Raw genomic sequence first — 26,349 nt, 5'->3', positions numbered from 1 at the left:
AACGGAACAGCACGGTGCAGGAGAACACAGGAGCAGGGTATCCAGGCGATGCCGGCGTTACCGACGACTTTGACCTCGCCGGTGTCCCGGACGCCTTCCAGCGCCTGTGGACTCCGCACCGCATGGCCTACATCAAAGGCGGGCAGCACCAGTTCAAGAATGAGAACGACTGCCCGTTCTGCATTGGCCCCGGCCGGACAGACGAGGAAGCCCTCATCGTCCACCGCGGAAAGACGTGCTACGTGGTGCTGAACCTTTTTCCCTATAACCCCGGCCATCTCCTGGTGTGCCCCTACCGCCACATTCCGGACTACACCGACCTGACCCTCGACGAGACCGCCGAGTTCGCGGAGCTCACCCAGACCGCCATGAAAGTCCTGCGGAAAGTGGCCAACCCGGGAGGATTCAACCTCGGCATGAACCAGGGCGTCGTGGGCGGCGCCGGAATCGCGGCGCACCTCCACCAGCACATCGTTCCCCGCTGGGGCGGTGACGGGAATTTCTTCCCGATCATCGCCCAGACCAAGGCCATCACGCAGACCCTCGACGAGGTCCGCCAGCAGGTGGCCGACGCCTGGCCCGGGGAGACGGATGCTGAATAGGCACGCCCGCGGTTTCTTCACCGCGCTGTTCACCCCGCTTGCCCGCTGGCTCCTCAAGATCGGTGTTTCGCCGGACGCCGTAACCGTCATCGGCACCGCCGGTGTCGTGGTGGGTGCCCTGGTCTTTTATCCGCTCGGCCAGCTTTGGTGGGGGACCTTGTTCATCACCGCGTTTATCTTCTCCGATGTCCTGGACGGCATCATGGCCAGGATGCGGGAGGTGGGCAGCCGGTGGGGCAACTTCCTCGACTCCACGCTCGACCGGATAGCCGACGGCGCCCTGTTCGCCGGCCTGGCCGTGTGGTTTTTCACCGGCGGGGCGAACATTCCCATTGCAGTGGCAGCCACGGTCTGCCTGGTTCTTGGCATGGTGGTTTCGTATGCCAGGGCGAAAGCCGAATCGCTGGGCTTCACGGCCAACACCGGGATCGCGGAGCGGGCCGAGCGCCTGGTATCGGTGCTGGTTGTCACCGGCTTCACGGGCCTGGGGCTTCCGGAGGTGGTGCTGCTGGTGACGCTCCTTCTGCTGGCCATCGCGAGTTTCATCACGGTGGTGCAGCGAGTACTATCCGTCCGGCGCCAGTCCCTCGCCGAGCCGTCGCCTGCTGATTAAGGCGAATTAAGCCTGCTGGCTGCGGTGAGACTAGTATTAGGACTGCCCGGTCAATGGATCCGGCAACCCGGTGAGTGTACATCGGCATCTCCGTGCCGCCCTGCACCCCGGCGAAGGTCATCTATCTACCCATAGGGGTTTTTGTGTCTACACCTGATGTAAGCAGCGAAGCCGGTTCGTCCGCGAACACTGTCACGGGCAGCAACCGCGTCAAGCGCGGTATGGCTGAGATGCTCAAGGGCGGCGTCATCATGGACGTCGTCAACGTCGAACAGGCCCGCATCGCCGAGGACGCCGGTGCCGTTGCTGTGATGGCGCTGGAACGCGTTCCGGCCGATATCCGCGCCCAGGGCGGCGTGTCCCGCATGTCGGATCCGGACATGATCGACCAGATCATCGATGCCGTGTCCATCCCCGTCATGGCCAAGGCCCGGATCGGCCACTTCGTGGAGGCCCAGGTCCTGCAGTCCCTGGGCGTGGACTACATCGACGAGTCCGAGGTCCTGACCCCGGCCGACTATGTCAACCACATCGACAAGTGGAACTTCAAGGTTCCCTTCGTTTGCGGTGCCACCAACCTTGGTGAGGCGCTGCGCCGCATCAACGAGGGCGCCGCGATGATCCGTTCCAAGGGCGAGGCCGGCACCGGCGACGTCTCCAACGCCACCGGTCACATGCGCCAGATCCGTTCCGAGATCGCCAAGCTTGCGGCCCTGCCCGAGGACGAGCTGTACGTTGCGGCCAAGGAACTGCAGGCACCGTACGAACTGGTCAAGGAAGTTGCCGCCGCCGGCAAGCTCCCCGTGGTGCTGTTCACCGCCGGCGGCATCGCCACCCCGGCCGACGCGGCCATGATGATGCAGCTCGGCGCTGACGGCGTGTTCGTCGGCTCCGGCATCTTCAAGTCCGGCAACCCCGCCCAGCGCGCCGCGGCGGTCGTGAAGGCCACCACCTTCTTCGATGACCCCGACGTCATCGCCAAGGCCTCCCGCGGCCTGGGCGAAGCCATGGTGGGCATCAACGTCGACGAGATCCCCCAGCCACACCGCCTTGCCGAGCGCGGCTGGTAACAGCTTCAAAAGCAGTACGACGGCGGCGGGTCACCTGGGAAGGTGACCCGCCGCCGTCGTTCGTTTATCCCAAGTAGGTAGCGCTAAGTGTCGTTTTGGAGGTTCAAAACGACACTTAGCGCTACCTACTTGGAAACCCTTACTCCAGGCCGCGGCGCTTCAGCAGCGGTTCCAGCCGGGCGTCGCGGCCGCGGAGGGTGCGGAAGGATTCCAGCGGGTCCCGGCTGTTGCCCCGGGACAGCAGCTCCTGGCGGAAGCGTTGGCCGTTGGCGCGTGTCAGGCCGCCGTTTTCGGTGAACCAGTCCACTGTTTCCGCGTCCAAAACCTCGCTCCAGATATAGGAGTAGTAGCCCGCCGCGTACCCTGCGCCCGCGAAGACGTGCTGGAAGTAGCCGGTGCGGTAGCGCGGCGGAATCAGGGCGTGGGCGATGCCGGCGGCAGCGAGGGCCTTGTCTTCGAAGGCTATGGCGTCTTCGGGAACATCGCCGGCCCCGAGGACATGCCAGGCGAGGTCCAGTAGCGCCGCGCCCAGGTACTCGGTGGTGGCAAAACCCTCGCCCCACAGCCGGGATTCGTTGAGCTTCTCCACGACGGCGGCCGGCAACGGCTCCCCGGTGGCGTGGTGGCGCGCATAATTTTCCAGGACTTCGGGCCACATGATCCACATCTCATTGACTTGGGACGGGTACTCAACGAAGTCGCGGGGAACCGACGTGCCGGAAAACCGGGCGTACGTAACGTTGGAGAAGAGCCCGTGCAGGGCGTGGCCAAATTCGTGGAACGTGGTCCGCAGCTCATCCAGGGTCAAAAGGGCCGGTTCGCCCGCCGGCGGCTTCGAGATGTTCAGGTTGTTGATGACAACAGGCTTTGTCCCCAGCAGCGCCGACTGTTCAACCAGGGAATTCATCCATGCCCCGCCGCGCTTGGACTCGCGGGTGTAGTAGTCGCCCAGGAACAGCCCCAGTCCCTCCCCGTCTTCGTCCCTGACCTCCCAGACGCGTACATCGGGGTGGTAGCCGGAGAGATCGTCCCGTTCGTGGAACGTGATGCCGTACAGGGAAGTGGCGGCGAAGAAGACGCCGTCGGCCAGGACCCGGTCAAGTTCGAAATAGGGACGCAGCGCCTGTTCGTCCACCGAATACTTCTCGCGGCGGACCCTGGCGGAATAGAAGGCCCAGTCCCAGGCTTCCAGCGGATGGCCTGCAGCCTCGGCCAGCGCCGCCGCTTCGGCGTCTGCGTTCCGCACGGCTGCCGGCGCCATGCGGCCAAGCATGGCCTGGACCGATTCGAAGTCCGGAGCAGTTTGGCGGTCCACTACCAGCTCGGCGTAGTTGGCAAAGCCGAGCAGCGCCGCCTTCTCGGCGCGGAGCCGCGCCATTGACGTTGCCAGGTCCAGCACGTCGAGGCTGCCGCCGCCGCTGCCCCGGGCTACGGACGCTTCGAAGAGCCGACGGCGGACGTCGCGGTTTTCGAGTGCGGCCAGGGCAGGCTGGTTGCTGGGCTGGATGAGCGTCAGCAGGAACTTCCCGGCATGACCGGCCGCCCGGGCAGCCTCCGCGGCGCTGGCAATGTCATCCGCCGGCAGGCCGGCCAGATCCCCGGCATGGTCCAGCAGGAGGGCGGCCGACTTCATTCCTTCCTTGACCCGCTGTCCGAACTCCGTGCCCAGCCGTGAGAGTTCGGCGTTGATGGCGCGGAGCCTTTCCTGGCCAGGGCCGTCGAGCTGGATGCCGGACTGCCGGAATTCCCTGAGGTATTCCTCCACCAGCCGGGTGGACTCGGCATCACATTCGGCCGTATCTATGGCGGCAAAGCGCTCGAAAAGTCCCCGGTTCAGGAAGATCTCGTCCTGGTGGGCTGAGAAGAGCGGGGAAAGCTTTGTTTCAAGGTCGCGGATCCGGTCCGACGCGTCCGCTGACACCAGTGTGAAGAAGGAAGCGGCGGCCCGGTCCAGCAGGCGGCCGGAGCGCTCGATTGCAAGCGCCGTGTTGTCGAAGGTGGCCGGTGCCGGTGTGTCCACGATGGCCTGGATCTCTGCCAGGTGTTCGGCGAGGCCCGCCTCAATGGCTTCCTCGTAATGTGCGGGTTCAATATCGGCGAAGGGAGGAAGTCCGTACGGCAGGGGACTGGGCGCCAGGAGGGGGTTGGTCATGGACTAAAACCTTTCACAGCAGGCCAGGCTTCTCAATGTGCGCCACGCCACGCCGGCCTCCCCGGAATGGCAGTTATGGGGACCACGTCCGGTAGGGAATCTCCGCTTCCGCCGGGGCGGCTCTGGCTACGAGCGGGTCCGGCAGCTCCCGTCCCGTGACGGCCACCCCTCCTGCCCCGTTGCCCGCACCAACGCCCACCCCGACCCCCGGCAGGTGGACATGCTCGATGCGCCCGTGTACGGGCTGGGCAACGGAATCACGGAACTTTCCCCGTGGTAGGTGGTGAACAATGAGGGCCTGCTGGCCAGGGGCCCTGCGGCCGCCGGTGCCCGCGAGCTCCTGGTCACCCGGGAGCCGTGAGGCGGTTCCCCACGGGGAGTGCCGCCGTCGTCCCTTTAATGCCGGGCGTGCTTATTAATGCCGGGCATGCTTAGCGCGGGCGCCGCGCCGCGTGTTCCCTGGCCAGTTCCGCGAAGTGGTCGTCCGGATGGCCCGGAACGAATGTGCCGAACTTGCGCTCAGCGGCAGTTCGGATCAGGAAGTCCGCGATGGCGGGGTTCTTGGGCAGCAGTGACCCATGGAGGTAGCTGGCCACAATGTTGCGGTAGCGGGCACCCTCGTGGCCGTCGCTGCTGTTGTTTCCGGTGCCCTTGGCTACGGTGCCCAGCGGGCGGACTCCGCTGCCCAGCGTGGTCTGCCCGCTGTGGTTCTCATAACCCAGGACCTCGCCGAACTCCGGGGTGGAGACCTTGACGTTGCCAATCAGGCGCTCGTCCGTGCCGTGGGTTTCCACGTCCAGGATCCCGATGCCGGGGATGACAGCCCCCGTGCGCGTCTTGAAGAAGCGTCCGAAGAGCTGGTACAGCCCGCAAATCACCAGCATCGGTGCGCCGTCCTCAGCGAGGTCCCCCAGGACTCCGGCCCGCGACTGCAGGTCGTCCTGGATGACCAGCTGGCCGCTGTCCTGCCCGCCGCCGCCCACGATGATGTCCACAACGTCGGGGAAGGGATCCCCCACGTTGTACTCGACCAGCTCCGGGGTGTAGCCGTGCCACCTGATCCGCTGCTGGAGGACCAGGGCATTGCCCCAGTCGCCGTAGATGTTCATGTCCCGCGGGTAGAGCTGCACCACGCAGATGGTGCCTTTGCTTCCGGAGTTCTCCTGTGCGGCGTCCGCACCTGCCTGGCTCAAGAGACGACCTCCACGGTGGTGATTTTGGACAGTTCACGCCGGATGGCAAGCATGGCGGTGTAGGTGCAGAAGATGCGCTTCGGCTTCCCCTGGGCTTCCCGGATGAAGGCGGCAAGGGCCGGCGCAATGTCCGTCTGCACACTGCCGACGGGGACATCGTCGTATTGCAGCCGGAGGGCCATGTCGTAGGCGCGGGATCCCGTCAGCTGGTCCACCCCGCCTTCCCGCAGGGAATCGAACTCAACGTCCCACAACCAGGACATATCCCGGCCGTCCGCATAGTTGTCATTGATGGCGATCATGGTGGCGTAGCCGCCTGCCGGGAAGGACTTCAGGCCGAGCCGGAAGCCGCTCGGGTTCTTGACCAGGACCAGGTCCAAGGGCTGGCCGTCCACGGTGAGGCTTTCCCCGCGTCCGAACGCCGGTGCCACGTGGGACAGCGCCTCCAGCAAGGTTTCGTGGTTGGCCGTGGCGGCGCCGCTGCCGCAGATGCTCCGCGCGAGCGTCAGCGCCGCGGCCGCGTTAAAGATGTTGTAGACGCCCCGAAGCTTCATGCCTGTGGTGACCGTAACGCCGTCGTACTCGAATTCAGCCGTGTCTGCGCCCACCTTGCGAAGTACGACGTCGGCAGCGGGCTTCTCCGGCAGGCCCGCCGGGGCGGGACTTCCGGGAGCGGCCCGCATGTCGTCGTCGTTGGGGAAGGTGCTGAGCAGGGAATCGTCCAAGCCAAAGTATCTGACGTCCTGGCCGGTCAGCGTTTCGGCGATCCGGGCAACCCTGGGATCCTCGCGGTTGAGCACCACGGTTCCGGTGGTCTTGGCCGCGATGTGCTGAAGCAGCTGGGCAGTCTTGTCGATCTCGCCAAACCGGTCCAGCTGGTCCCGGAGGACGTTCAGCAGCAGGCAGTAGCGGGGCGGCACGCTGTTCACGAAGTGCACGGCGTGGGCTTCATCAAGTTCCAGGACCGCGACGTCGGCGTCGAGCCGGCCGCGCCAGTCCACCTCGCCCAGGAGTGCTGCAGCCACGCCGCGGGTGAAGTTGCTGCCGGTGCGGTTGGTGAAGACCTTCAGGCCCTGGCTTTCCAGCAGCTCCACCACCATTTTGGTGGTGGTTGTCTTGCCGTTGGTGCCGCTGACAACGGCGACGCCGTGGGGGAGCGTGGTGAGCGTCCGCCGCATGAAGCCGGGGTCGATTTTTTCAACCACCAGCCCGGGCAGGGCGGACCCGCCGCCCCGGAGCCGGGACACCCTGCGGACCAGCTTGCCGAGCGGAACACTGAAGTAGAGCATGTTTTGAATATATCCCAGCAACGGCATGCAACCTCCGCCCGGGCCTGCTGTGCGCCAGGCGGCATGGCGCGGGCGCTTATGCTGGATGGATGGCAAATTCCCTTTCAGCTGATTCTGCGCGCCCGGGCGCCGGCCTTCGGATCGGTGTGCTGGCGCTCCAGGGCGACTTCCGCGAGCACCTCCGCGCGATCGAACTGACGGGTGCCCAGGCTGTGGGCGTCCGCCGTCCAATGGAACTGGACGGGTTGGACGGGCTGGTGATTCCGGGCGGCGAGTCCACTGCCATTGACAAGCTGGCGCGCGCCTTCGACCTTGCCGGGCCGCTGCGCGAACGCATCCGCGAAGGCCTGCCTGTCTACGGCTCCTGTGCCGGCATGATCCTGCTGGCCTCTGACATTGCCGATCCCGCGACGGACCTGGCCGGGGCTCCCCAGCAGACCTTTGGTGGCCTGGACATCACGGTCCGCCGCAACGCCTTCGGACGGCAGCGCGAGTCCTTCGAGACGGACCTGGATTTCAAGGGCCTTGAGTTCAGCGCAACGGAAGACGGCGTCCCGCCCGTTCACGCCGTGTTCATCCGGGGGCCCTGGGTGGAGAGGGTGGGCGCCGGCGTCGAAATCCTTGCCCAGGTTGAGCCGGCCGACCCGGAGCACGCGTCCCACGCGGTCCCGCTGCCCGGGACGGCTAGAATTGTTGCAGTGCGTTCCGGCCACCTGCTGGCCACCTCCTTCCACCCGGAAGTGACTGGGGAGAAACGCGTACACGAACTTTTTATCCGCATGATCAGAGGAGAAGCGTAAAGCATGTCAGGCCACTCCAAATGGGCAACGACCAAGCACAAGAAGGCCATCCTCGATAGCCGGCGCGCCAAGTCCTTTGCCAAGCTGATCAAGAACATTGAGGTTGCTGCCCGCATGGGCGGGCCCGACCTCTCCGGCAACCCCGGCCTGGAACTCGCCGTCACCAAAGCCAAGAAGACCTCTGTTCCGGCCGACAACATCGACCGCGCCATCAAGCGCGGCGCCGGGCTCACCGGTGAAGTGGTCGATTACACCGAGATCATGTACGAATGCCGCGGCCCGCAGGGTTCCGCCCTGCTGATCGAGTGCCTCACGGACAACAAGAACCGCGCCGCTTCCGAGGTTCGCCTTGCCATCTCCCGCAACGGCGGCACCATTGCCGATCCGGGCTCGGTCAGCTACCTCTTCAGCCGCAAGGGCGTGGTCACCCTGCCAAAGAAGGACCTCACCGAGGACGACGTCCTCATGGCGGTCCTTGATGCCGGTGCCGAGGAAGTCAAGGACAACGGCGAGACCTTCGAGATCCACTCGGACCCCAAGGACCTCCAGGCCGTCCGCGACGCCCTCAAGGACGCCGGCATCGAGTACGACACCGATGAGGCCGAGTTCGTTCCGTCCATGGAAGTCCCGCTGGACCTGGAAGCAGCCAAAAAGTTCATGAAGCTCGTTGACGCACTGGAAGACCTCGACGACGTCCAGAACGTCTACAGCAACGCCGACCTCAGCGACGACGTCCAGGCCGCCCTGGAATCAGAGTGACGCCGCTCCCGCCAGCCGCGCCCGCCCGCCCGTGACGCTCCGCGTCCTCGGGGTGGACCCGGGCCTGACCCGATGCGGGATCGGCGTGGTGGACGTGGAACGGAACCGGCGGGCCACCATGGTTGCGGTGGGTGTCGTGGGCACCTCGCCCGACGAAACCCTCGACCAGCGGCTCCTGGTCATCGCCTCCTCGATCGACGAGTGGCTGGACCGGTACGAACCGCAGGTGCTCGCCGTCGAGCGCGTCTTCTCCCAGCTGAACGTCAGCACTGTGATGGGCGTGGCCCAGGCGTCCGGGGTGGTCATCGCGGCCGCCGCCCGGCGGGGGATTCCGGTGGCCCTGCATACGCCGTCGGAGGTCAAGGCAGCCGTTACCGGCAGTGGTTCCTCCAACAAGGATGCGGTGACCAAGCTCGTCACCAAAATCCTCCGCCTCGACGCACCGCCGCGGCCTGCGGATGCTGCCGACGCCTTGGCACTGGCCATCACCCATGCCTGGCGGGCGGGCAGCGGCGCGGCCGTTGCCACAACCGGTCCCGGCAGTTCATCCCTGACTCCCGCCCAGCGGGCATGGGCCGAGGCGGAAGCAAAGGCGCGCCGCGCACGCTGATTGTCCTGGCGGCTTGCTAGGGTATTCGTAGATATGTTCGGATAGCCGGTCCTGCTCCCTGGAGCCCGGCAATACACCAGGAGCCCGGCCTTGATCAGTTTCCTACGCGGGACGGTAGCGCACGTGGGTCTTTCCACGGCTGTCATTGACCTCAACGGTGCGGGCATGAGCGTCAACGCCACCCCGCAAACCCTAAGCCGGCTGCGCACCGGGGAAGAGGGCCGGCTCTTCACCTCGCTGATTGTGCGGGAGGATTCGCTCACCCTCTTCGGTTTCGCGTCCGACGACGAGCGTGAGGTCTTCGATGTCCTCCTCAGCGTGAGCGGGGTTGGCCCCCGGCTGGCGCTGGCTGTCCTGGCCGTGCACGAACCCGAGGCCATCCGGGTGGCCGCACACACGGGGGACAGCAAGACCTTCACCAAGGTGCCCGGCATCGGTCCCAAGGTGGCCGGCCGGATCGTGCTGGAGCTGGCCGGAAAACTGGTGCCGCACGGCACCGCGGGTACCGCCGCGGGATCCACGGCAGCCGAGGCCGCCTGGAAACCGCAGGTGGTAGCGGCGATGACAAGCCTGGGATGGTCCGAAAAGGACGCGTCGGCAAGCATCGACAAAGCCCTGGCTGACGAGCCCGAGGTCTCCTTCCGCGGCAACGTGCCGGAGATCCTGCGCACTACCCTCCGGTGGCTGGGCCAGGACGGTGCGCGCGCCGGCAACCGGGTAGGCAGCCGTGGCTGAACCGTCCCTCGTGGCCGCGGGCGAGGAACCCGAGGAGCGGGCCATTGAGGCAGCGCTCAGGCCCAAGAACCTCGATGATTTCGTGGGCCAGCACCGGGTACGGAAACAGCTCTCCCTGGTGCTGCAGGCCTCACGGATGCGTGGCCGCAGCGCGGACCACGTGCTGTTTTCCGGCCCGCCGGGCCTGGGCAAAACGACCCTCGCCATGATTGTTGCTTCCGAAATGAACGCCCCGCTGCGGATCAGCAGCGGTCCCGCCATCCAGCACGCTGGAGACCTCGCCGCCATTCTGTCCTCCCTCTCCGAGGGCGAGGTCCTGTTCCTGGACGAGATCCACCGCATGTCCCGGCCGGCGGAAGAGATGCTGTACATGGCCATGGAGGATTTCCGGGTGGACATCGTGGTGGGCAAGGGGGCGGGCGCAACCGCGATTCCGCTTGAACTGCCGCCCTTCACCCTGGTGGGTGCCACCACCCGCGCCGGCCTGCTGCCCGGGCCCCTGCGCGACCGGTTCGGGTTCACCGGCCACCTGGAGTTCTACTCCGTCCCGGAACTCGAACTCGTGCTGCGCCGCTCTGCCGGCCTGCTGGACCTCAAAGTCAATTCCGCCGGTTTCAGCGAAATTGCAGGACGCTCCCGCGGCACCCCCCGCATTGCCAACAGGCTGCTGCGGCGGGTGCGCGACTGGGCCCTGGTCCACGGCATTGAGCAGATCGACGCGCGGTCCGCGTCCGCTGCCCTGGACATGTACGAGGTGGACAAGAAGGGCCTGGACCGGCTTGACCGCGCCGTCCTTGAAGCACTCATCACCAAGTTCGGCGGCGGGCCGGTTGGGCTGTCCACGCTGGCGATCGCCGTCGGTGAAGAGACCGAAACCGTCGAAACGGTGGCAGAGCCCTTCCTGGTACGGGAAGGACTCCTGGGCCGGACCCCCCGCGGCAGGATAGCCATGGCTCCTGCCTGGACGCACCTCGGCTATGCCGTTCCGTCAGGAGTCTTCGCGCAGGAGCAGCTGGACCTGTTCGAACCGGCCGGGGACGCCGAACCCGCGGGCGGTTGGGCCCCGGAAGCCTAATAGGCAGGCTGCGTTCAGCTTTTCCCTTTAGACTGGGATGACGCCCGGCACGTTCGGGTCTTTGTTTCGTGGGCGGCCGCCGGCCTCCTGCGCCGCCGGGGAAGGGAACCCGACAGGCTTTTGCCTGCCTTACTGTCCTGCCCCGGCCGGAGCGAAGCCGACGTTGCTGGAAAATCAGCTATGTAAATAAAGGACGGAATTCCCCTTGGATCCAATGTCAATTCTCCTGTTCGTCATGCTCGGCGTCTTCATCTTCATGATGTTCCGCCGCAACAAGAAGACGCAGCAGCAGCAGGCGGAGCTCCAGTCGAAATTCGGCCCGGGCGTGGACGTCATGACCAGCTTCGGCCTGTTCGGCCGCATCGTGGCCATCGATGACGAGGACAACAAGGTCACCCTGGAACTGTCGCCGGGCAACCTCGCCACCGTGCACCGCCAGGCCGTCACCAAGATCGTGGAACCCGCAGTGGCAGCCGAGCCCGAGGTTGCTTCCCCGGCCGTGCCGGACGATGCCTCCTCCCTGACGGCGTCCGAGGGCGGCAGCACCGCTGCGACGGCGGAAACACTCGACGAAACCCCGAAACGCCTCAACGATGAGGGCAAGAAGGACAGCTAGTCCCCGCCGCTTCCTTACAACCTCTACCGCTGCGGACCACCGCCGGTGCAAGCATGGCAGGCACCGGCGGTTCCTCCGTGAATAAGAGAAAGATCGACAATGGCACGAACCGGCCCCAAGAAACCAGGCCTCCGGGTCCTGGTCTGGCTTGGTGTAATCCTCGCCGCCCTCACTGCCATCCTGGCTGGAGGCACCCTTGCCGGACAGGCAAGCTGGGCACCCAAACTGGCCTTGGACCTCGAAGGCGGTACCCAGATGATCCTGGCGCCGAAGGTCGAGGGCGGCTCGGACATCAACGAGGAACAGCTCAACCAGGCCGTGGCGATCATCCGCCAGCGCGTTGACGGTTCAGGTGTTGCCGAGGCTGAGATCAGCACCCAGTCCGGGCGCAACGTGGTGGTCAGCCTTCCCGGCACCCCCTCAAGCCAGACCCGTGACCTGATCCAGGCCTCCGCGGACATGAACTTCCGCCCGGTCCTGCTCGCCGGTGCAGGTGCGCCGGTCCCGGAGGAGCAGAGGGCGCCTGAGGACCAGTTGCCAAAGCCGACGGCGGAACCTGCCAACAGCAGTGACACCAACTGGATCACCCCCGAGGTCTACCGCCAGTTCGAGACGCTGGACTGCGACAACCCTGCCCAGGACAAGCAGGAACGCTCGGACCCGGCCAAGCCGCTGGTGACGTGCGAGCCTGCCACCGACGCCACCCCTGCCATCAAGTACATCCTCGGCCCGGTGGAGGTTAAGGGCAGCAACATCGTCACGTCCTCCTTCCAGCTCCAGCAGGGTGCGCAGGGTGCCGTCACGAACGACTGGGCAGTCAACATCCAGTTCGACGACGAGGGAACAGCCAAGTTCAAAGAGGTCACCGAACGCCTGAACCAGTTCTACGTGGCCGCCGGTGGTGATGCCGGCAACGATCCCAAAGCCCAGTTCGCCATTGTGCTCGATGACCAGGTCATTTCCGCGCCCCGGTCCCTTGCTGTCATCACCGACGGACGCCCCCAGATCACCGGCGGGTTCACCGAACAAAGCGCCAAGGCCCTGTCCGACCAACTCCGGTTCGGCGCCCTGCCCATCAGTTTCGAAATCCAAAGCGAGCAGCAGATTTCCGCCACCCTGGGCGGGGAACAGTTGCGGATGGGCCTCCTCGCGGGCATTATCGGCCTTCTGCTCGTGGTGGTCTATTCCCTGTTCCAGTACCGGGCGCTGGGCTTCGTGACCATCGCGTCACTGGTGGTGGCCGGCGTCCTGACGTACCTCGCCATCGCCATCCTGGGCTGGACGGAGAACTACCGACTGTCCCTGGCGGGCGTGGCGGGCATCATCGTGGCCATCGGCCAAACGGCTGACTCGTTCATCGTCTACTTCGAGCGGATCAGGGATGAGCTCCGTGAAGGCCGCGGCCTGGTTTCCGCCGTCGAAAACGGCTGGAAGCGGGCCAAGCGGACAGTCTTGGCCTCCAAGGCGGTCAACCTGCTGGCGGCCCTGGTCCTGTACTTCGTGGCCGTGGGCAACGTGCGCGGGTTCGCGTTCACCCTCGGACTGACGGCCATCGCCGACCTCATCGTGGTGTTCATGTTCACCCACCCCACGCTGCAGCTCCTGGCCCGCACCAGGTTCTTCGGCGAGGGCCACCCGCTGTCCGGCCTCGATCCCAAGCGCCTTGGTGCCGTCCCGCTCTACCGCGGTGCCGGACGCGTCCGTACGCCGGACGACAAGCCCGCCGTGGTCCGCGCCAAGAACGCGGGCGCGGCAGCGGAAGCCGAACGCAGGATGACCATTGCGGAACGCCGACTGGCGGAGAAGCAGGAGCAGCTCGCGGGCTCCTCGAAGTCCGCAGCGAAGGAGAACAAGTAATGTCAGGCTTCGCCAACTTCGGCAACGAGCTGTACACCGGGAAACGCTCCTACAACTTCGTCGGCGCCAAGAAACTCTGGTTCATTATTGCGGCGGTGGCTGTTGCCCTGTCCATCATCATTCCGGTGGCGAAGGGCGGCTTCAACCTTGGCATCGAGTTCCGCGGCGGATCGGAGTTCACGGTCTCCAACGTGCAGACCACGGATGCGGCCGTAGGGGAGAAGGCCGTCACCGATGTGGTGCCCGGCAGCGTCCCCCGCGTGGCGAACGTGGCCGGCACCACCATGCGGATCCAGACGGACAAACTCACCGATGATGAGACGCTTCGCATCAAGGAAGGACTTACCAGCGCGTACGGTGTCACCGAGAACGAGGTGACGTCCACGTTCGTCGGTCCCACCTGGGGCGCCGATGTCACCAAGCAGGCGCTGATCGGCCTTGTGATCTTTGTGCTCCTTGCGGCCGTGCTGATGGCCCTGTACTTCCGCACGTGGAAGATGTCGCTCTCGGCGATTGCCGGCATGGCGGTGACGATGTTCATCACCGCCGGCGTCTACGCCCTCAGCGACTTCGAGGTTACGCCTTCGGCCATCATCGGTTTCCTGACCGTCCTCAGCTACTCCCTCTACGACACGGTGGTGGTGTTCGACAAGATCCGCGAGAACACCGCGGACCTGGACGCCTCGACCCGCCGGACGTTCGCCGAGGAGGTCAACCTTGCCGTCAACCAGACCCTGGTCCGCTCAATCAACACCATGATGGTGGCAATCCTCCCCGTGGGGGCCATTCTCTTCATCGGTGCGGGACTGTTGGGCGCCGGTACCCTGCGCGACCTTTCCCTCGCGCTGTTCGTCGGAATCCTCATCGGCACGGCGGCCACGATCTTCGTGGCGGCCCCCATGTACGCCTGGCTGCGCCAAAATGAGCCTGAGCTCGTCAGGCAGGCAAAGCGCGTTGAGCAGAGGCGTGCCGCCGCAGGGCGGAGCGCCACTGCGGAGCCCGCCCAGGCCTGACTATTTACCGGGGGCCGGACCGCGCCAGGAACCTGGCGTTGTCCGGCCCGTCGGCGTTTAAGGGGCCGGTTATAAAAGTCACCGCCGCGGGGAATAGACTGAAGTAATTAAAACGGTGGTGAGGGGTACTTCATTGGAAGAACGTTCGGCGTCGGCGCCAACGGCACAAGGAGACAAAAGTCCTGCCCCCGGCATGCAGACCGGGGTGGCCGCCTCCGCGCGCCCCGGGCCGCTCGTTCCGGTCGACAACTCCGGGTCCCGTCCCACATTCCCCGGCCGCAGGGAGCGCACCCGCTCCAGGCTCGCCCGGCTGACGGGACGCAGCACGGCCACGTACTCACCCATTCTTGAACCGCTGTTGAGGACCGTCCGGGCCAACAACCCCAAAGAGGACTTCGATCTCATCCAGCGGGCCTTCGACGTCGCTGAGCAGAGCCACCGCGGGCAGAAGCGCAAGAGCGGCGATCCTTACATCACGCATCCGGTGGCCGTGGCCACCATCCTCGCCGAACTGGGCCTGGGCGGCACAACGCTTGCCGCCGCCCTGCTGCATGACACGGTGGAGGACACGCCCTATACCCTCGCCGACCTCAAGCGGGACTTCGGGCCGGAGGTGGCCATGCTGGTGGACGGCGTGACCAAGCTGGACAAAGTCAGCTTCGGTGAGGCAGCGCAGTCTGAAACCGTCCGCAAGATGGTTGTGGCGATGGCCAAGGACATCCGCGTGCTGATGATCAAACTCGCCGACCGGCTGCACAACGCGCGGACCTGGCGCTTCGTGTCGGCCGAATCCTCAGCCCGCAAGGCCCGCGAAACCCTCGAGATCTTTGCCCCGCTGGCGCACCGGCTGGGCATGAACACCATCAAGTGGGAACTGGAGGATCTTTCCTTCGCGGCGCTGTATCCCAAGGTGTACGAAGAAATTGTCCGCATGGTGGGGGACCGGACCCCCGAGCGTGAGAAGAGCCTGAGCGTCATCCGGGACCAGATCACCGAAGACCTGCGCGCCGCGAAGATCAAGGCGACCATTACGGGACGTCCGAAGCACTACTACTCCATCTACCAGAAGATGATCGTCCGCGATAAGGACTTCGACGACATCAACGACCTCATGGGTGTCCGGGTGCTGGTGGACTCGGTCAGGGACTGTTACGCCGCGCTGGGCACCATGCATTCGCGCTGGAACCCGCTGCCCGGCAGGTTCAAGGACTACATCGCGATGCCCAAGTTCAACATGTACCAGTCACTGCACACCACGGTGATCGGGCCCGGCGGCAAACCGGTGGAAATCCAGATCCGCACCCACGAAATGCACCGCCGGGCTGAATACGGCGTTGCTGCGCACTGGAAGTACAAGGACCAGCCCAACCGCACGGCCGTTGGCCCGGGCAGCCCCCGCGACGGGGACATGGGTTGGCTGCGTTCCCTGGTTGACTGGCAGCAGGAAACGTCCGATCCCGGCGAGTTCCTTGACTCGCTTCGCTTCGAAATCAACGCCCGGGAGGTCTTTGTCTTCACGCCCAAGGGCGAGGTCATGGCCTTGCCTGCGGGATCCACTCCCGTGGACTTTGCCTACGCCGTGCACACTGAGGTGGGCCACCGGACCATCGGTGCCAGGGTCAACGGCAAGCTGGTTCCGCTCAACAGTGAACTGAACCACGGTGACTGGGTTGAGATCTTCACCTCGAAGGCTGAGGGGGCAGGGCCGAGCCAGGACTGGCAGCATTTCGTCAAGAGCGCCAGGGCCCGGAACAAGATCCGGCAGTGGTTCAGCAAGGAACGCCGCGAAGAAGCCATTGATCGCGGCAAGGAACTGCTCACCCGTGCAATGCGTAAGCAGAACCTTCCCCTGCAGCGGCTGATGACCCACGAGGCCCTCGCAGCGGTGGCGGAGGAATTCAAGTACGTTGACATCTCCGGCCTTTACGCCGGCGTCGGTGACGGCCACACGTCCGCGCAGTCGGTCATGGAGAAGCTGGTCGAGAGCCTCGGCGGCAATGAAAGCACCGACGACGACATCGCCGAAGTCAGCATTCCCACCCAGGTCACCAAGGCCCGCTTCTCCGACTCGGGCGTGGTGGTCCGTGGCGTAGGCGACGTCTGGGTGAAGCTGGCCCGCTGCTGCACGCCGGTCCCGCCGGATCCCATTCTCGGTTTCGTGACCCGGGGCTCGGGAGTCTCTGTACACAGGACCGACTGCACTAACATCTCCGACCTGAAGGACCAGCCGGACAGGATTGTGGACGTGGACTGGGCCCCGACGCAGTCCAGCGTGTTCCTGGTGGAGATCCAGGTGGAGGCACTGGACCGTAAATCCCTGCTGTCCGATGTCACGCGTGTCCTGTCCGAGAACCACGTGAACATCCTGGCAGCCAGTGTGCACACCTCCACGGACAGGGTGGCCATCTCAAAGTTTGCCTTCGAGATGGGGGACCCCAAGTACCTGAGCCACGTCCTCAGTGCAGTCCGCAGGATCGACGGGGTGTTTGACGTTTACCGGACCACCGGGAACAAGCGCCGGAGCTAGTGCAGCGAGTTTTTCCAAGGCAGCCTTTTTGTGCGGCACCCGCGGCGTGGCTTCTATTGCAAGGACCAGCAGGCGCAGGCGGACGTCGTTCTGGGGACGCGCCAGCAGTCTTTCCAGGGTGGGGACGGCGCGTTCGGCGTCCACGTGCAGGGCAACGTCCAGGGCGGTCCGCAACGGGCTTGAGACCATCAGGCCACCGAGGCTGACAACATCAAAGGGCCCGAGCCTCACCTCATGCAGGGTGCACCCCCTTGTGGTCCGGAGGCTGGAGACCCTCCGCTTTGCATCCACAAGGAGGGCCAGCCTGTCCGGCTCACTGGCGCAGCCGTAGATCCAGGCGGCCGTCATGCGGCCCGCAACCACCCTCTGGCGGACCGAGGCGGGTACTGCCCCGGCCGCCGCCCGTGCACGCAGCTGCGGAGACGCCGGGAGCCCTGGAAGGGTATAGCCGCGGTGGTGGATCCTGCTCAGGAGGCCGTCCGCCGCGAGGGACTGCAGCTCGGGCCAGGCGAAGGGCATGTCCGGGCAATAGAGTTCCGGAAAACGGGGCGCCGCAGCGTCCGCCGCAGCTGCATGTTCGGGGCCCGGAGGAGCCGGTGGAATCACCATTCGTCCATCCTGCACGGGGAGCCGTTAACCGGCACAGGCCCGGTTCCGGCTATGTGGATAACCGGAACCGGGCCTGCTGGCCTAGGGCAGATGCATCAGGAAAGCTCGCTGGCCGAGCGCTGGATCTGGTCCAGCCATGCCTGGCGTGCTTCGAGGGCTTCCCGGGCCGTCTTGATCTTGCGCTGGTCGCCGGTCTTCTCCGCCTTGGCGAGATCGTCCTGCAGGCCGGCGATGGCGGATTCCAGCTGGGAGAGGGCGCTGTTGGTCCGCGCCTTACGCTCCGGGTTGGAGCGCTGCCATTGTTCGTCCTCGGCGTTGCGGACGGCGTCTTCAACCTTGCGCAGGCCAGCCTCGATGCGACCCATATCGGCCCGCGGAACCTTGCCCGCTTCTTCCCACCGGTCACGGACGGACTGGAGTGCCTTCTTCGCCGCGGCGAGGTCCTTCACCGGAAGGATGGCATTGGCCTCTGCCAGGAGCGCTTCCTTGACGGTGAGGTTGGCGGCGTATTCCTGGTCGATTTCGTCATTGGCAGCCTGGCGGTTCGTGAAGAACACATCCTGCGCCGCACGGAACCGGGCCCACAGCGCGTCATCGTCCTTGCGGCTGGCGCGCGGTGACGCCTTCCACTGATCCATCAGCCTGCGGTACTCGCCGGCGGCGAAACCCCAGTCGGTGGAGCTGGACAGCGCTTCAGCTTCAGCGATCAGCTTTTCCTTCGCCGACTTGGCAGCGGAATTGTTGCTGTCCAGCTGGGAGAAGTAGGCGCGGCGGTGCCGGTCGAAAACCGTGCGGGCGGCGCGGAACCTCTTCCACAGGGCATCCTCGTTGCTGCGGCCCAGGCGTACACCGCTCTTCTGGGCCGCTTTCCAGCTCTCAAAGAGTTCGTTCATCCTGGCGCTGGAGGTCTTCCACTGTGTCTGTGCCGGGTCCTGGCCGGAGATCTGCTCGGCCTCCGCAACGATAGCCTCGCGGGCCGCCAGCTCAGAAGCGCGGACGGCGTCGTGCTCTGCCTTCTCGGCCTTCTCCAGCTCCACTATCTGTTCGGAGAGCTTGTCCAGCCGGGCTTCCGCGGAACGCAGGTCGCCCACCATGTTTCGCTCCGCGAGCTGCTCCCGCAGGTGCGTCACGGTCTTCTGCATGTCAGTGCTGGGGGCCTTGGAGCTGACGCGCTGTTCCAGCAGCACGATCTGGGCCACGACGTCGTCGTATTTCCGCGCGAAATAGGCGAGGGCTTCGTCGTCGCTCACGCCCGGGTACTGCCCAACGGCGTGCTCGCTGCCGTCAATCGTCAGGAAGACGTGCCCGTCGCCTTCAACCCGACCCCACTTTGAGGCTTCCGCCAGGGAGGTGGCCGGTACCGCCGGTACCGCTGCTGCGGCCGGTGCCGCGGCAGCAGGCTTGGGACGGGAAGCGAACGCGGCCGGAGACGGCGCTACTGACCTCGGCGAAGGCGCAGGTGCGGGGGCGGAAGCAGCTTCAGCCGCCGGAGCCTCGGCTGCTGGTTCTTCTGCAGCGGCAGCGGTTTCGGTTGCCTCCGCAGAGGGGGTGCCGGCTGCTTCAGTGGCCTCACCGTCAGCCGCGGGGGCCGCCGCTTCGGTCAGGTCTGTTGCTGTTTCGTCGGATTTCTGACTGTCTGTCACCGCTAAAAGTCTTTCGCTTGGAGGGAAATACTCACGTACTGCACCGCGGCCGCGCCGGCCGGGCTTCCTACTTCAGAGAAAACGAGTCTATCGTGACTGGTTCAACGGGTGCGCCGTCTGTGACGCTGGCGCCCGGGGTGATCCCCGCAGCAGCCACCCTGGACACAACGTCCAGTCCCGATGTCACTTTTCCGACCACCGTGTAACCCCCTGCACTGTCTGCCGGGATCACGGTGTCCTTGTAGACAATGAAGAACTGGGTTCCGTTTCCGTAGGCGTTGTTGCCAGTCCGTGCCACGGCGATGGTTCCTGCCGGATAGCTGTTGTCCGCCGGCGTGTTTTCGAGCGGCCCCCATGTGTAACTCGGGTCTCCCTGCCCGTCCCCCGTGGACGAGCCGCATTGCAGGACGCCGAATGCCTCACCGGTGGTCAGCCGGTGGCAGTTCTTTCCGTTGTAGTAGCCCTCGTCGCTGAGGGACTTGAAAACGGCGGCGGCCTGCGGCGCGTTGGTTCCATCCAGTTCCACGCCGAGCGGGCTTCCGTTGAGCACGAGTTCGCCGGTGAAGGTCTTGCCTGCGGCTGTGCCGGCAGCGGGGATGTTTGGACCATTTGTCGCCTGGGCCGATGCGCTTGCGGTGGCCGGCGGGTTGGTGAGTTCCGCCTGCGCGGCGGCAAATTCATCTTCGGTCGGGTTGCCGGCGAAGGCAGTGAGTTGGAGTACGACGGCGAGGACCACTGCGGCTGCTGCGGCACCGGCGGCGATCACGTTGTCACGCTTGCGCCGGCCCTCCTGGTCCCGCCGCAGGGCACGCTTGGCTTCCATCTGCTGAATGCGCCGTTTGGTTTCGCGGGCACTGCGTGAATTGGCCGCCAAGGGTCCTCCTTTTAGTCGGGCTGCTGCAGGCGCGGCTTTGGGGCCGCGTCAGCAGTTGTAGGGCGGCCAGGCACTGCCGCTCCGCTGCATTAGAGATGCCGGCGGATGACGCATAAACTGACTGCCGCACATAGTTTATGCATGACTGGCTGGACTGCCGCCGTCGCAAGCCCGTTTCGGGCCGATTGCCGCGCAGGTCCCGGCAACCGTTCACCAAGAGGAGAAACTCCACCATGGCACGCACCGCCTCCCTGTCCGGATTCCCCGAGTGGCTTCCCGAGGAGCGGCTGGTGGAGCTCCATGTGCTGGATACGCTGCGCCGGGTTTTTGAACTGCACGGGTTTTCATCCATTGAGACCAGGGCTGTGGAGACGGTGGGCCAGTTGCTGCGCAAGGGGGAAATCGACAAGGAAGTCTACGGGCTCAGCCGGCTCCAGGATGATGAGAGCGCCAGCCCCGTTAAGGAGGGCAAGGCCGATCCGCACGCCCTTGCCCTGCACTTCGACCTCACCGTTCCGTTTGCCCGTTACGTCGTCGAAAACGCCGGCTACCTTGCCTTCCCCTTCCGCCGGTACCAGATCCAGAAGGTGTGGCGCGGCGAGCGCCCCCAGGAGGGTCGCGCCCGCGAATTCACCCAGGCGGACATTGACGTGGTGGGCGACGGCGACCTGCCGTTCCGCTACGACGTCGAGATCGCGCTGGTGATCGCCGAGGCGCTCAGCGCCCTCCCCATCCCTGACTTCCGGCTCCGCATCAACAACAGGAAGCTCGCCGAGGGCTTTTACCGTGGAATCGGCCTGGATGACACCGCAGGGGTGCTGCGGAGCATCGACAAACTCGAAAAGATCGGCGCCGCGAAGGTTGCCGAACTGCTGAAGACTGAACTGGGCGCCACCGACGACCAGGCGCAGAAGGCCCTGCAGTTGGCTGGGATCCGCACCGAGGACACCTCGTTCGTGGCGCAGGTCCAGGCGCTGGGAGTCAGCAACGAACTCCTCACCGAAGGGCTGAGTGAGCTCGAACAGGTGATCGAGGCGGCTGTCCAGCGTGCCCCCGGCAAGGTGGTGGCTGACCTCAGCATCGCCCGCGGCCTGGACTACTACACGGGCACGGTTGTGGAGACCGTCCTGGTGGGCCATGAACAGCTCGGCTCCATTTGCTCCGGTGGCCGCTATGACGCCCTGGCCTCGAAGGGGAACCGGAAGTTCCCGGGCGTGGGACTCTCGATCGGAGTCACCCGCCTGGTGTCCCGCATCTTGAGCCAGGACCTGGCGAGGGCGTCACGTTCGGTTCCCACCGCGGTGCTGGTGGCCCTCACCCACGATGACAGCTGGGATGCCGCCCAGGACGTGGCCGCCCAGCTGCGCAGCCGGGGCATTCCAACCGAAGTGGCAGCCAAAGCGGAAAAGTTCGGCAAGCAGATCAAGTTCGCGGACCGCCGCGGCATCCCCTTTGTCTGGTTCACGGACGACGACGGCACGCACCAGGTCAAGGACATCCGCACCGGCGAACAGGTGGTGGCCGCCCCGGAGACCTGGACGCCGCCGTCGGAAGACCTGGCAGTACAGGTGCTGACGGCGGCAGAGGCCGCCGCGGCAGTTTAGCGGCGCAGCCGAAGCACCAGCCAACGCCCGGCCACGCCAAGCGCCAGTACCCCGGCCATGGTCAGTACCGGGACCGGCGGCAGGGTAAAGGCCAGCAACAGGCAGGCAAGGAAGCCGACAGCGTTCAGCCACTTCGGCGCATATGCCGGGTGCGCCGGCAATGTGTACGCCGATGCGTTCGCCACAGCGTAGTAGATCAGTACGCCAAAGCTGGAGAAGCCCACCACCGTCATAACGTCCGTGGTGACAAGCAGCAGGATGACGACGGCGGCGACGGCGAGTTCTGCGGCGTACGGCACGGTGTGCTTTCCCCCCACCCGAGCAAGAAGCACCGGCAGGTCGCGTTCCCTGGCCATGGCCAGCGTGGTGCGCCCGACGCCGGTAATGAGTGCCAGGAGCGCGCCCAGGCAGGCCGCCGCGGCTCCTGCCTGGACGGCGGGAGCCCCCGCCGCCAGCCCGGACTGCAGCACGGCGTCGAGCAGCGGCGTCGTGGTGGCAGCGAGCTGCCCGCCGGGAAGGTGGTTCAGCAGGAGCAGGGACAGGGTGAGGTAGATGGCGAAGGCACCCGCGAGGGCCGCGAGGATGGCACGCGGTATGGCGCGGGCGGGATCCTTGACCTCCTCGCCGAGGGTGGCAATCCGGGCGTAGCCCGCAAAGGCGAAAAACATCAGGCCCGCCGCGGGCAGCACCCCTGCCGGGGAGGCCAGGTCCGCGGACCCGGCCGGTCCCGCATCGGGGTGCGGCCCGACGGCTGCTGCTACAGCCACGAAGCTGAGGGTGGCCAAAACCACGCACAGCAGGATCCTGGTGAGCAGCGCCGTCCTTGTGATGCCCAGCAGGTTCACGCCGGTCAGGGCAACAACGGCGGCCACGGCCACCGGCACGGCGTACTGCGGTGAGATGTAGCTGCCGAAGGTCAGGGCCATGGCGGCGCAGGACGCAGTCTTGCCGGTCACAAAGCCCCAGCCGGCCAGGAATCCCGGCCACTCACCCAGCTGCTTGCGCCCATAGACATACGTCCCGCCGCTGGTGGGGTGCTTGGCGGCGAGGGCGGCTGACGCCACGGCGTTGCAGTACGCAACGGCCCCGGCGATGACCACCGACAAGGCCAGCAGCTGGCCGGCCAGCGCCGCCGCCGGCGCGAAGACCACGAACACTCCGGCGCCCAGCATCGAGCCGAGCCCGATGGCAGTTGCGTCGAATGTGCCGAGCCTGCGTTGAAGTTGCTGGTGTGCGCTCATGCGGTGACAGTCCCTTGGCAGCGGGTAAACTCGAACGGAATCGTTCCTGCAACGATCCTATTGAACTTCCCGATCGACTTCCCGCTGTAACCCCGCAGAAAGGCGTGCTGTGCTGCGCACACATGACCTCGGATCCCTTCGTTCCGAGCACATTGGACAAACCGTAACCCTGGCCGGCTGGGTGGGCCGCCGTCGTGATCACGGTGGTGTGGCCTTCGTGGACCTGCGCGATGCTTCCGGCGTGGCCCAGGTCGTGGTCCGCGAGGAAGAAGTCTTCCACGGCCTGCGCAACGAGTATGTCCTGCAGGTCACCGGCACCGTCTCCAAGCGCCCCGAGGGCAACGAGAACCCCGCCCTGGCCACCGGCGAGATCGAGGTCATGGCGGACAAGGTGGTTATCCTCAACACCTCCGAGCCGCTGCCGTTCCAGATCGATGAGCACGTTGAAGTGGGCGAGGAAGCGCGCCTGAAGCACCGCTACCTGGACCTGCGCCGGCCCGGTCCCGCCCGAAACCTCCGGCTGCGTTCCGAGGCGAACCGGGTGGCCCGCGACTTGCTGCACAAGGACGGCTTCGTGGAGGTTGAAACCCCCACCCTCACCCGGTCAACCCCCGAGGGCGCCCGCGACTTCGTGGTCCCGGCGCGCCTGGCACCGGGTTCCTGGTACGCCCTTCCGCAGTCCCCGCAGCTGTTCAAGCAGCTCCTGCAGGTGGGCGGCTTTGAGAAGTACTACCAGATTGCCCGCTGCTACCGCGATGAGGACTTCCGCGCCGACCGGCAGCCGGAGTTCACCCAGCTGGACATCGAAGCGAGCTTCGTGGACCAGGACGACATCATTGCCCTCGGCGAAAACATCCTCAAGGCGCTCTGGAAGCTGATCGACGTCGAGATCCCCACTCCGATCCAGCGGATCACCTACGCGGACGCCATGGCCCGGTACGGCTCGGATAAGCCCGACCTCCGCTTCGGGGTGGAGCTCACCGAGCTCACGGAATTCTTCAAGGACACCAACTTTGGTGTGTTCAAGGCGCCTTACGTTGGTGCCGTCGTGATGCCCGGCGGCGCCTCCCAGCCGCGCCGGACCTTGGACGGCTGGCAGGAATTCGCCAAGCAGCGCGGCCACAAGGGCCTTGCCTATGTCCTGTTCAAGGAAGACGGTGAACTCGCCGGTCCGGTGGCCAAGAACCTGACCGACACCGAGCGCGCCGGCCTGGCGGATGCAGTAGGCGCCAAGCCCGGCGACTGCATCTTCTTCGCCGCCGGCGAGAAGCCTGCGGCACGGGCACTGCTCGGCGCAGCACGCGTGGAAATCGGACACCGTACCGGCCTGATCGACCCCAGCGCCTGGGCCTTCTGCTGGGTGGTTGACGCACCCATGTTCGAACCCGCAGCAGCGGCCGTGGCTTCCGGTGACGTGGCCGTCGGCGCCGGCAAGTGGACTGCCGTCCACCACGCCTTCACATCGCCCAAGCCCGAGTTCCTGGAAACCTTTGACAAGGACCCGGAATCAGCGCTGTCCTACGCCTACGACATCGTCTGCAACGGCCACGAAATCGGCGGCGGATCCATCCGTATCCACGAGCGCGACGTCCAGGAACGGGTATTCGAGCTGATGGGCCTCGACAGGGAAGATGCCCAGACCAAGTTTGGCTTCCTCCTGGAAGGCTTCAAGTACGGTGCCCCTCCGCACGGCGGCATCGCGTTTGGCTGGGACCGCGTGGTTGCACTGCTGGCAGGGGTTGAGTCCATCCGCGACGTTATTGCCTTCCCCAAGACCGGCAACGGTTACGATCCCCTGACCGCGGCCCCCGCCCCGATCACGCCCCAGCAGCGCAAGGAAGCCGGTGTGGACTTCAAGCCGGAGTCCAAGCCGGCAGGGGGCAAGTAAGTCTTTTAGCCCGTTTGACCTGAAGGCTCTCCCGGACGGGAGGGCCTTCAGGCTTATCCGAAAAGGAATCCCAGTGGTGCACAGCCTCCCCGGTCAGCAGGCCGGCGCTTTCGAAATGCTCATGGATGCTGCCTGGCCTGCCGTTGATCGCCGGGACACGGGGGAGTGGGTGCTCCGTGCTGCGGCCGGCGTCATCCAGCGGGCGAACTCGGTGTGGCCCAGGAACACTGCCGTGGAGCCCTTGGCGGCTTTGCGCGAGGCGGCGCAGTGGTACCGGGAGCGGCGGTTGCCGCTCATTTTCCAGATGACGGACACCCCCGCCAGCGCCCGGCTGCACCACGTCCTGGACGCCGAAGGGTTCACCCGGCAGTCGGAAACCCTGATCATGTCCCGGAATTCCGGGAACGGCCTCCAAATTTCCGGGACCGCTCCGGTAGAGGTTTCGGACGGTCCGGACGAGGAGTGGCTGCACCTCTGGTGGAGCGTGGACGGCCGCGGCGGGGCGGCCGAGCGGGAGACGGCGCGCACCATCCTCACAGGCTGCCTGTCGCTGTATGCCCTCGTGAGGGACGACGACGGCGTCCCCGCCGCCGTCGGCCGCCTCGCCATGGTGCACGGCACCGGAGGAATCTATTGCATGGCCACCTCCCCATCGGCACGCCGCCGCGGCTATGCGACGATGGTGCTCCGGGCGCTTCTTGCCGAAGGAACTGCCCGCAACCTGGAAAACTTCTGGTTGCTGGTCACGGCGGCCAACTCCGCCGCCCGCCAGCTCTACCAGCAGGCCGGATTCGAGGAAACCGGCCGCTATCTTTACCGCCAGCAGCGGCCACGGCGCGCACTTACGGGCTGCTGACTCAGGAAGGGTCTGTCACCTGGATCCGGACCGCGCACGCGTCCGCCGCCGCCTTCTGAAGCACCGCAGCCTTGGGATCCGGAACATCAAGGGCGGCCAGCCGCGGCAACTTTGCATAGTCCTTCAGGGCAGGGTGCTCAAGGACGAGGCCCGCCAACGCCCTGTCGCCCCCGGGAACCACGTATTCAAAGGACGCGCTGCTGAACACCCGTCCGGCATGCTCGGCCACAACACCCACCAGTGCGTCCGCCTGGTTGCCCCGCCGGCGTGCGAACCGCTGCTGCGACTGGCCGCCCGCGGCGGTCCGGGACTGCACATAGGTGCTGCCCACTTTGGAGGCCAGGACCACGCCCTCACCCACCACCGCTACGCCGTATCCTCCACGGCGGACCAGCAGGAGGCCAAGCCTGCGCGGCTGTGACGCGAGGGAGGCGAGCCGCTCAAGGGCATCCGTCCCACGGCCGGGCCGGCCGTCAACCGGCCACGGCGGCTGCAGTAATGCTTCGGCGCCGTCCGCGGCAATCAGCCGCAACCCGTCGTCGTCATCGCTCAGCACATATCCGCCGTGCGCCGCACCGAACCGCCCTGCCCATCCGGCCAGCCGGTCGCCGGGGACAAAAGCGGTCCGCACGGACGGCGGCGTGGCTGCGCCGGTGGAGTGCACGGACATGGGCAACCCTTCGCTAGCTGGCGTAACTTCCGGCGAAACCGGGAGGTGAACTG

At 65.9% G+C, this 26,349-nt stretch carries 24 protein-coding genes; 16 read left to right on the top strand and 8 right to left on the bottom strand.

Translation table 11 applies throughout. The annotated features are described in order from the left end of the window. Nucleotides 1–14 precede the first annotated feature (14 nt). From C3B78_RS10915 to pdxS, 3 genes are all read left to right on the top strand, one after another. Nucleotides 15–602 (top strand): HIT family protein, encoded by a 588-nt coding sequence (locus tag C3B78_RS10915; RefSeq protein ID WP_104998089.1) that lies wholly within the window; start codon nucleotides 15–17, stop codon nucleotides 600–602. After that, nucleotides 592–1,215, top strand: a complete 624-nt coding sequence (pgsA, locus tag C3B78_RS10910) for a phosphatidylinositol phosphate synthase (protein WP_104998088.1) — start codon at nucleotides 592–594, stop codon at nucleotides 1,213–1,215. The genes C3B78_RS10915 and pgsA overlap by 11 nt, the downstream gene beginning before the upstream one ends. Before the next feature lie 143 nt (nucleotides 1,216–1,358). After that, nucleotides 1,359–2,285 (top strand): pyridoxal 5'-phosphate synthase lyase subunit PdxS, encoded by a 927-nt coding sequence (gene pdxS / locus C3B78_RS10905; RefSeq protein WP_104999750.1) that lies wholly within the window; start codon nucleotides 1,359–1,361, stop codon nucleotides 2,283–2,285. A 139-nt stretch (nucleotides 2,286–2,424) separates the two neighbouring features. On the opposite strand, the gene C3B78_RS10900 is transcribed toward pdxS, so the two are convergent. After that, nucleotides 2,425–4,437, bottom strand: a complete 2,013-nt coding sequence (locus C3B78_RS10900) for a M3 family metallopeptidase (RefSeq protein ID WP_104998087.1) — start codon at nucleotides 4,435–4,437, stop codon at nucleotides 2,425–2,427. A gap of 37 nt (nucleotides 4,438–4,474) precedes the next feature. Between C3B78_RS10900 and C3B78_RS10895 the strand changes: the two genes are divergently transcribed. After that, on the top strand, nucleotides 4,475–4,717 hold the full coding sequence (locus tag C3B78_RS10895; protein WP_104998086.1) for a hypothetical protein: 243 nt from the start codon (nucleotides 4,475–4,477) through the stop codon (nucleotides 4,715–4,717). Between the two features lie 151 nt (nucleotides 4,718–4,868). Here C3B78_RS10895 and C3B78_RS10890 read toward each other — a convergent pair whose 3' ends face one another. Beyond that, nucleotides 4,869–5,630 carry a type 1 glutamine amidotransferase gene (locus C3B78_RS10890; RefSeq protein ID WP_104998085.1) on the bottom strand — a complete coding sequence of 254 codons (762 nt, stop codon included), beginning with the start codon at nucleotides 5,628–5,630 and terminating at the stop codon, nucleotides 4,869–4,871. Then, nucleotides 5,627–6,919: a Mur ligase family protein gene (locus tag C3B78_RS10885; protein WP_199775236.1), complete on the bottom strand. Its 1,293-nt coding sequence runs from the start codon at nucleotides 6,917–6,919 to the stop codon at nucleotides 5,627–5,629. Before C3B78_RS10885 ends, C3B78_RS10890 begins: the two co-directional genes overlap by 4 nt. Before the next feature lie 89 nt (nucleotides 6,920–7,008). Between C3B78_RS10885 and pdxT the strand changes: the two genes are divergently transcribed. The 9 genes from pdxT (at nucleotide 7,009) to C3B78_RS10840 (ending at nucleotide 16,911) form a co-directional block, all read left to right on the top strand. Further along, nucleotides 7,009–7,719, top strand: a complete 711-nt coding sequence (gene pdxT, locus C3B78_RS10880; protein ID WP_104998083.1) for a pyridoxal 5'-phosphate synthase glutaminase subunit PdxT — start codon at nucleotides 7,009–7,011, stop codon at nucleotides 7,717–7,719. Between the two features lie 3 nt (nucleotides 7,720–7,722). After that, nucleotides 7,723–8,478 (top strand): YebC/PmpR family DNA-binding transcriptional regulator, encoded by a 756-nt coding sequence (locus C3B78_RS10875; RefSeq protein WP_104998082.1) that lies wholly within the window; start codon nucleotides 7,723–7,725, stop codon nucleotides 8,476–8,478. Nucleotides 8,479–8,509: 31 nt separating this feature from the next. Continuing rightward, nucleotides 8,510–9,088 (top strand): crossover junction endodeoxyribonuclease RuvC, encoded by a 579-nt coding sequence (gene ruvC, locus C3B78_RS10870; RefSeq protein ID WP_104998081.1) that lies wholly within the window; start codon nucleotides 8,510–8,512, stop codon nucleotides 9,086–9,088. Nucleotides 9,089–9,178: 90 nt separating this feature from the next. After that, nucleotides 9,179–9,823 carry a Holliday junction branch migration protein RuvA gene (ruvA, locus tag C3B78_RS10865; RefSeq protein WP_104998080.1) on the top strand — a complete coding sequence of 215 codons (645 nt, stop codon included), beginning with the start codon at nucleotides 9,179–9,181 and terminating at the stop codon, nucleotides 9,821–9,823. Continuing rightward, a complete protein-coding gene (ruvB, locus tag C3B78_RS10860; protein WP_104998079.1) occupies nucleotides 9,816–10,898 on the top strand; it encodes a Holliday junction branch migration DNA helicase RuvB in 1,083 nt (360 codons plus the stop codon). Before ruvA ends, ruvB begins: the two co-directional genes overlap by 8 nt. A gap of 214 nt (nucleotides 10,899–11,112) precedes the next feature. Beyond that, nucleotides 11,113–11,514 (top strand): preprotein translocase subunit YajC, encoded by a 402-nt coding sequence (gene yajC / locus C3B78_RS10855; protein WP_104998078.1) that lies wholly within the window; start codon nucleotides 11,113–11,115, stop codon nucleotides 11,512–11,514. A gap of 99 nt (nucleotides 11,515–11,613) precedes the next feature. Continuing rightward, entirely contained in the window at nucleotides 11,614–13,371 is a 1,758-nt protein-coding gene (gene secD, locus C3B78_RS10850; RefSeq protein WP_104998077.1) for a protein translocase subunit SecD, read from the top strand. Beyond that, nucleotides 13,371–14,384, top strand: coding sequence for a protein translocase subunit SecF (secF, locus tag C3B78_RS10845; RefSeq protein WP_104998076.1), 1,014 nt, complete (start codon nucleotides 13,371–13,373; stop codon nucleotides 14,382–14,384). The genes secD and secF overlap by 1 nt, the downstream gene beginning before the upstream one ends. 133 nt (nucleotides 14,385–14,517) lie before the next feature. Continuing rightward, on the top strand, nucleotides 14,518–16,911 hold the full coding sequence (locus tag C3B78_RS10840) for a RelA/SpoT family protein (protein ID WP_104998075.1): 2,394 nt from the start codon (nucleotides 14,518–14,520) through the stop codon (nucleotides 16,909–16,911). On the opposite strand, the gene C3B78_RS10835 is transcribed toward C3B78_RS10840, so the two are convergent. The 3 genes from C3B78_RS10835 to C3B78_RS10825 all read right to left on the bottom strand — a co-directional run bounded on the left by C3B78_RS10835 (nucleotide 16,792) and on the right by C3B78_RS10825 (nucleotide 20,037). After that, the gene (locus tag C3B78_RS10835) at nucleotides 16,792–17,520 is read right to left on the bottom strand and encodes a type IV toxin-antitoxin system AbiEi family antitoxin (RefSeq protein WP_234005379.1); all 729 of its coding nucleotides are present in this window, start codon (nucleotides 17,518–17,520) and stop codon (nucleotides 16,792–16,794) included. The genes C3B78_RS10840 and C3B78_RS10835 overlap by 120 nt on opposite strands. 95 nt (nucleotides 17,521–17,615) lie before the next feature. Then, nucleotides 17,616–19,163, bottom strand: a complete 1,548-nt coding sequence (locus C3B78_RS10830; RefSeq protein WP_104998074.1) for a DUF349 domain-containing protein — start codon at nucleotides 19,161–19,163, stop codon at nucleotides 17,616–17,618. 67 nt (nucleotides 19,164–19,230) lie between these two features. Then, complete coding sequence (locus tag C3B78_RS10825; protein WP_104998073.1) at nucleotides 19,231–20,037, bottom strand: peptidylprolyl isomerase; 807 nt, start codon at nucleotides 20,035–20,037, stop codon at nucleotides 19,231–19,233. Between the two features lie 233 nt (nucleotides 20,038–20,270). Between C3B78_RS10825 and hisS the strand changes: the two genes are divergently transcribed. Then, nucleotides 20,271–21,641, top strand: a complete 1,371-nt coding sequence (gene hisS, locus C3B78_RS10820) for a histidine--tRNA ligase (protein ID WP_104998072.1) — start codon at nucleotides 20,271–20,273, stop codon at nucleotides 21,639–21,641. Here the strand turns inward: hisS and C3B78_RS10815 are convergent. After that, nucleotides 21,638–22,882, bottom strand: coding sequence for an APC family permease (locus tag C3B78_RS10815; RefSeq protein WP_104998071.1), 1,245 nt, complete (start codon nucleotides 22,880–22,882; stop codon nucleotides 21,638–21,640). The genes hisS and C3B78_RS10815 overlap by 4 nt on opposite strands. Before the next feature lie 109 nt (nucleotides 22,883–22,991). On the opposite strand from C3B78_RS10815, the gene aspS reads away from it, so the two are divergent. Both aspS and C3B78_RS10805 read left to right on the top strand, forming a co-directional pair. Beyond that, nucleotides 22,992–24,770: an aspartate--tRNA ligase gene (aspS, locus tag C3B78_RS10810; protein WP_104998070.1), complete on the top strand. Its 1,779-nt coding sequence runs from the start codon at nucleotides 22,992–22,994 to the stop codon at nucleotides 24,768–24,770. A gap of 115 nt (nucleotides 24,771–24,885) precedes the next feature. Continuing rightward, a complete protein-coding gene (locus tag C3B78_RS10805; protein WP_104999749.1) occupies nucleotides 24,886–25,626 on the top strand; it encodes a GNAT family N-acetyltransferase in 741 nt (246 codons plus the stop codon). Nucleotide 25,627: 1 nt separating this feature from the next. Here the strand turns inward: C3B78_RS10805 and C3B78_RS10800 are convergent, their stop codons facing one another. Beyond that, on the bottom strand, nucleotides 25,628–26,296 hold the full coding sequence (locus C3B78_RS10800; RefSeq protein ID WP_104998069.1) for an acVLRF1 family peptidyl-tRNA hydrolase: 669 nt from the start codon (nucleotides 26,294–26,296) through the stop codon (nucleotides 25,628–25,630). Between the last annotated feature and the right edge of the window lie 53 nt (nucleotides 26,297–26,349).

It is taken from the genome of Arthrobacter sp. PGP41, assembly GCF_002953935.1.
Taxonomy (GTDB): Bacteria; Actinomycetota; Actinomycetes; order Actinomycetales; family Micrococcaceae; genus Arthrobacter.
This window is presented reverse-complemented; position numbering and strand designations above follow the sequence as displayed.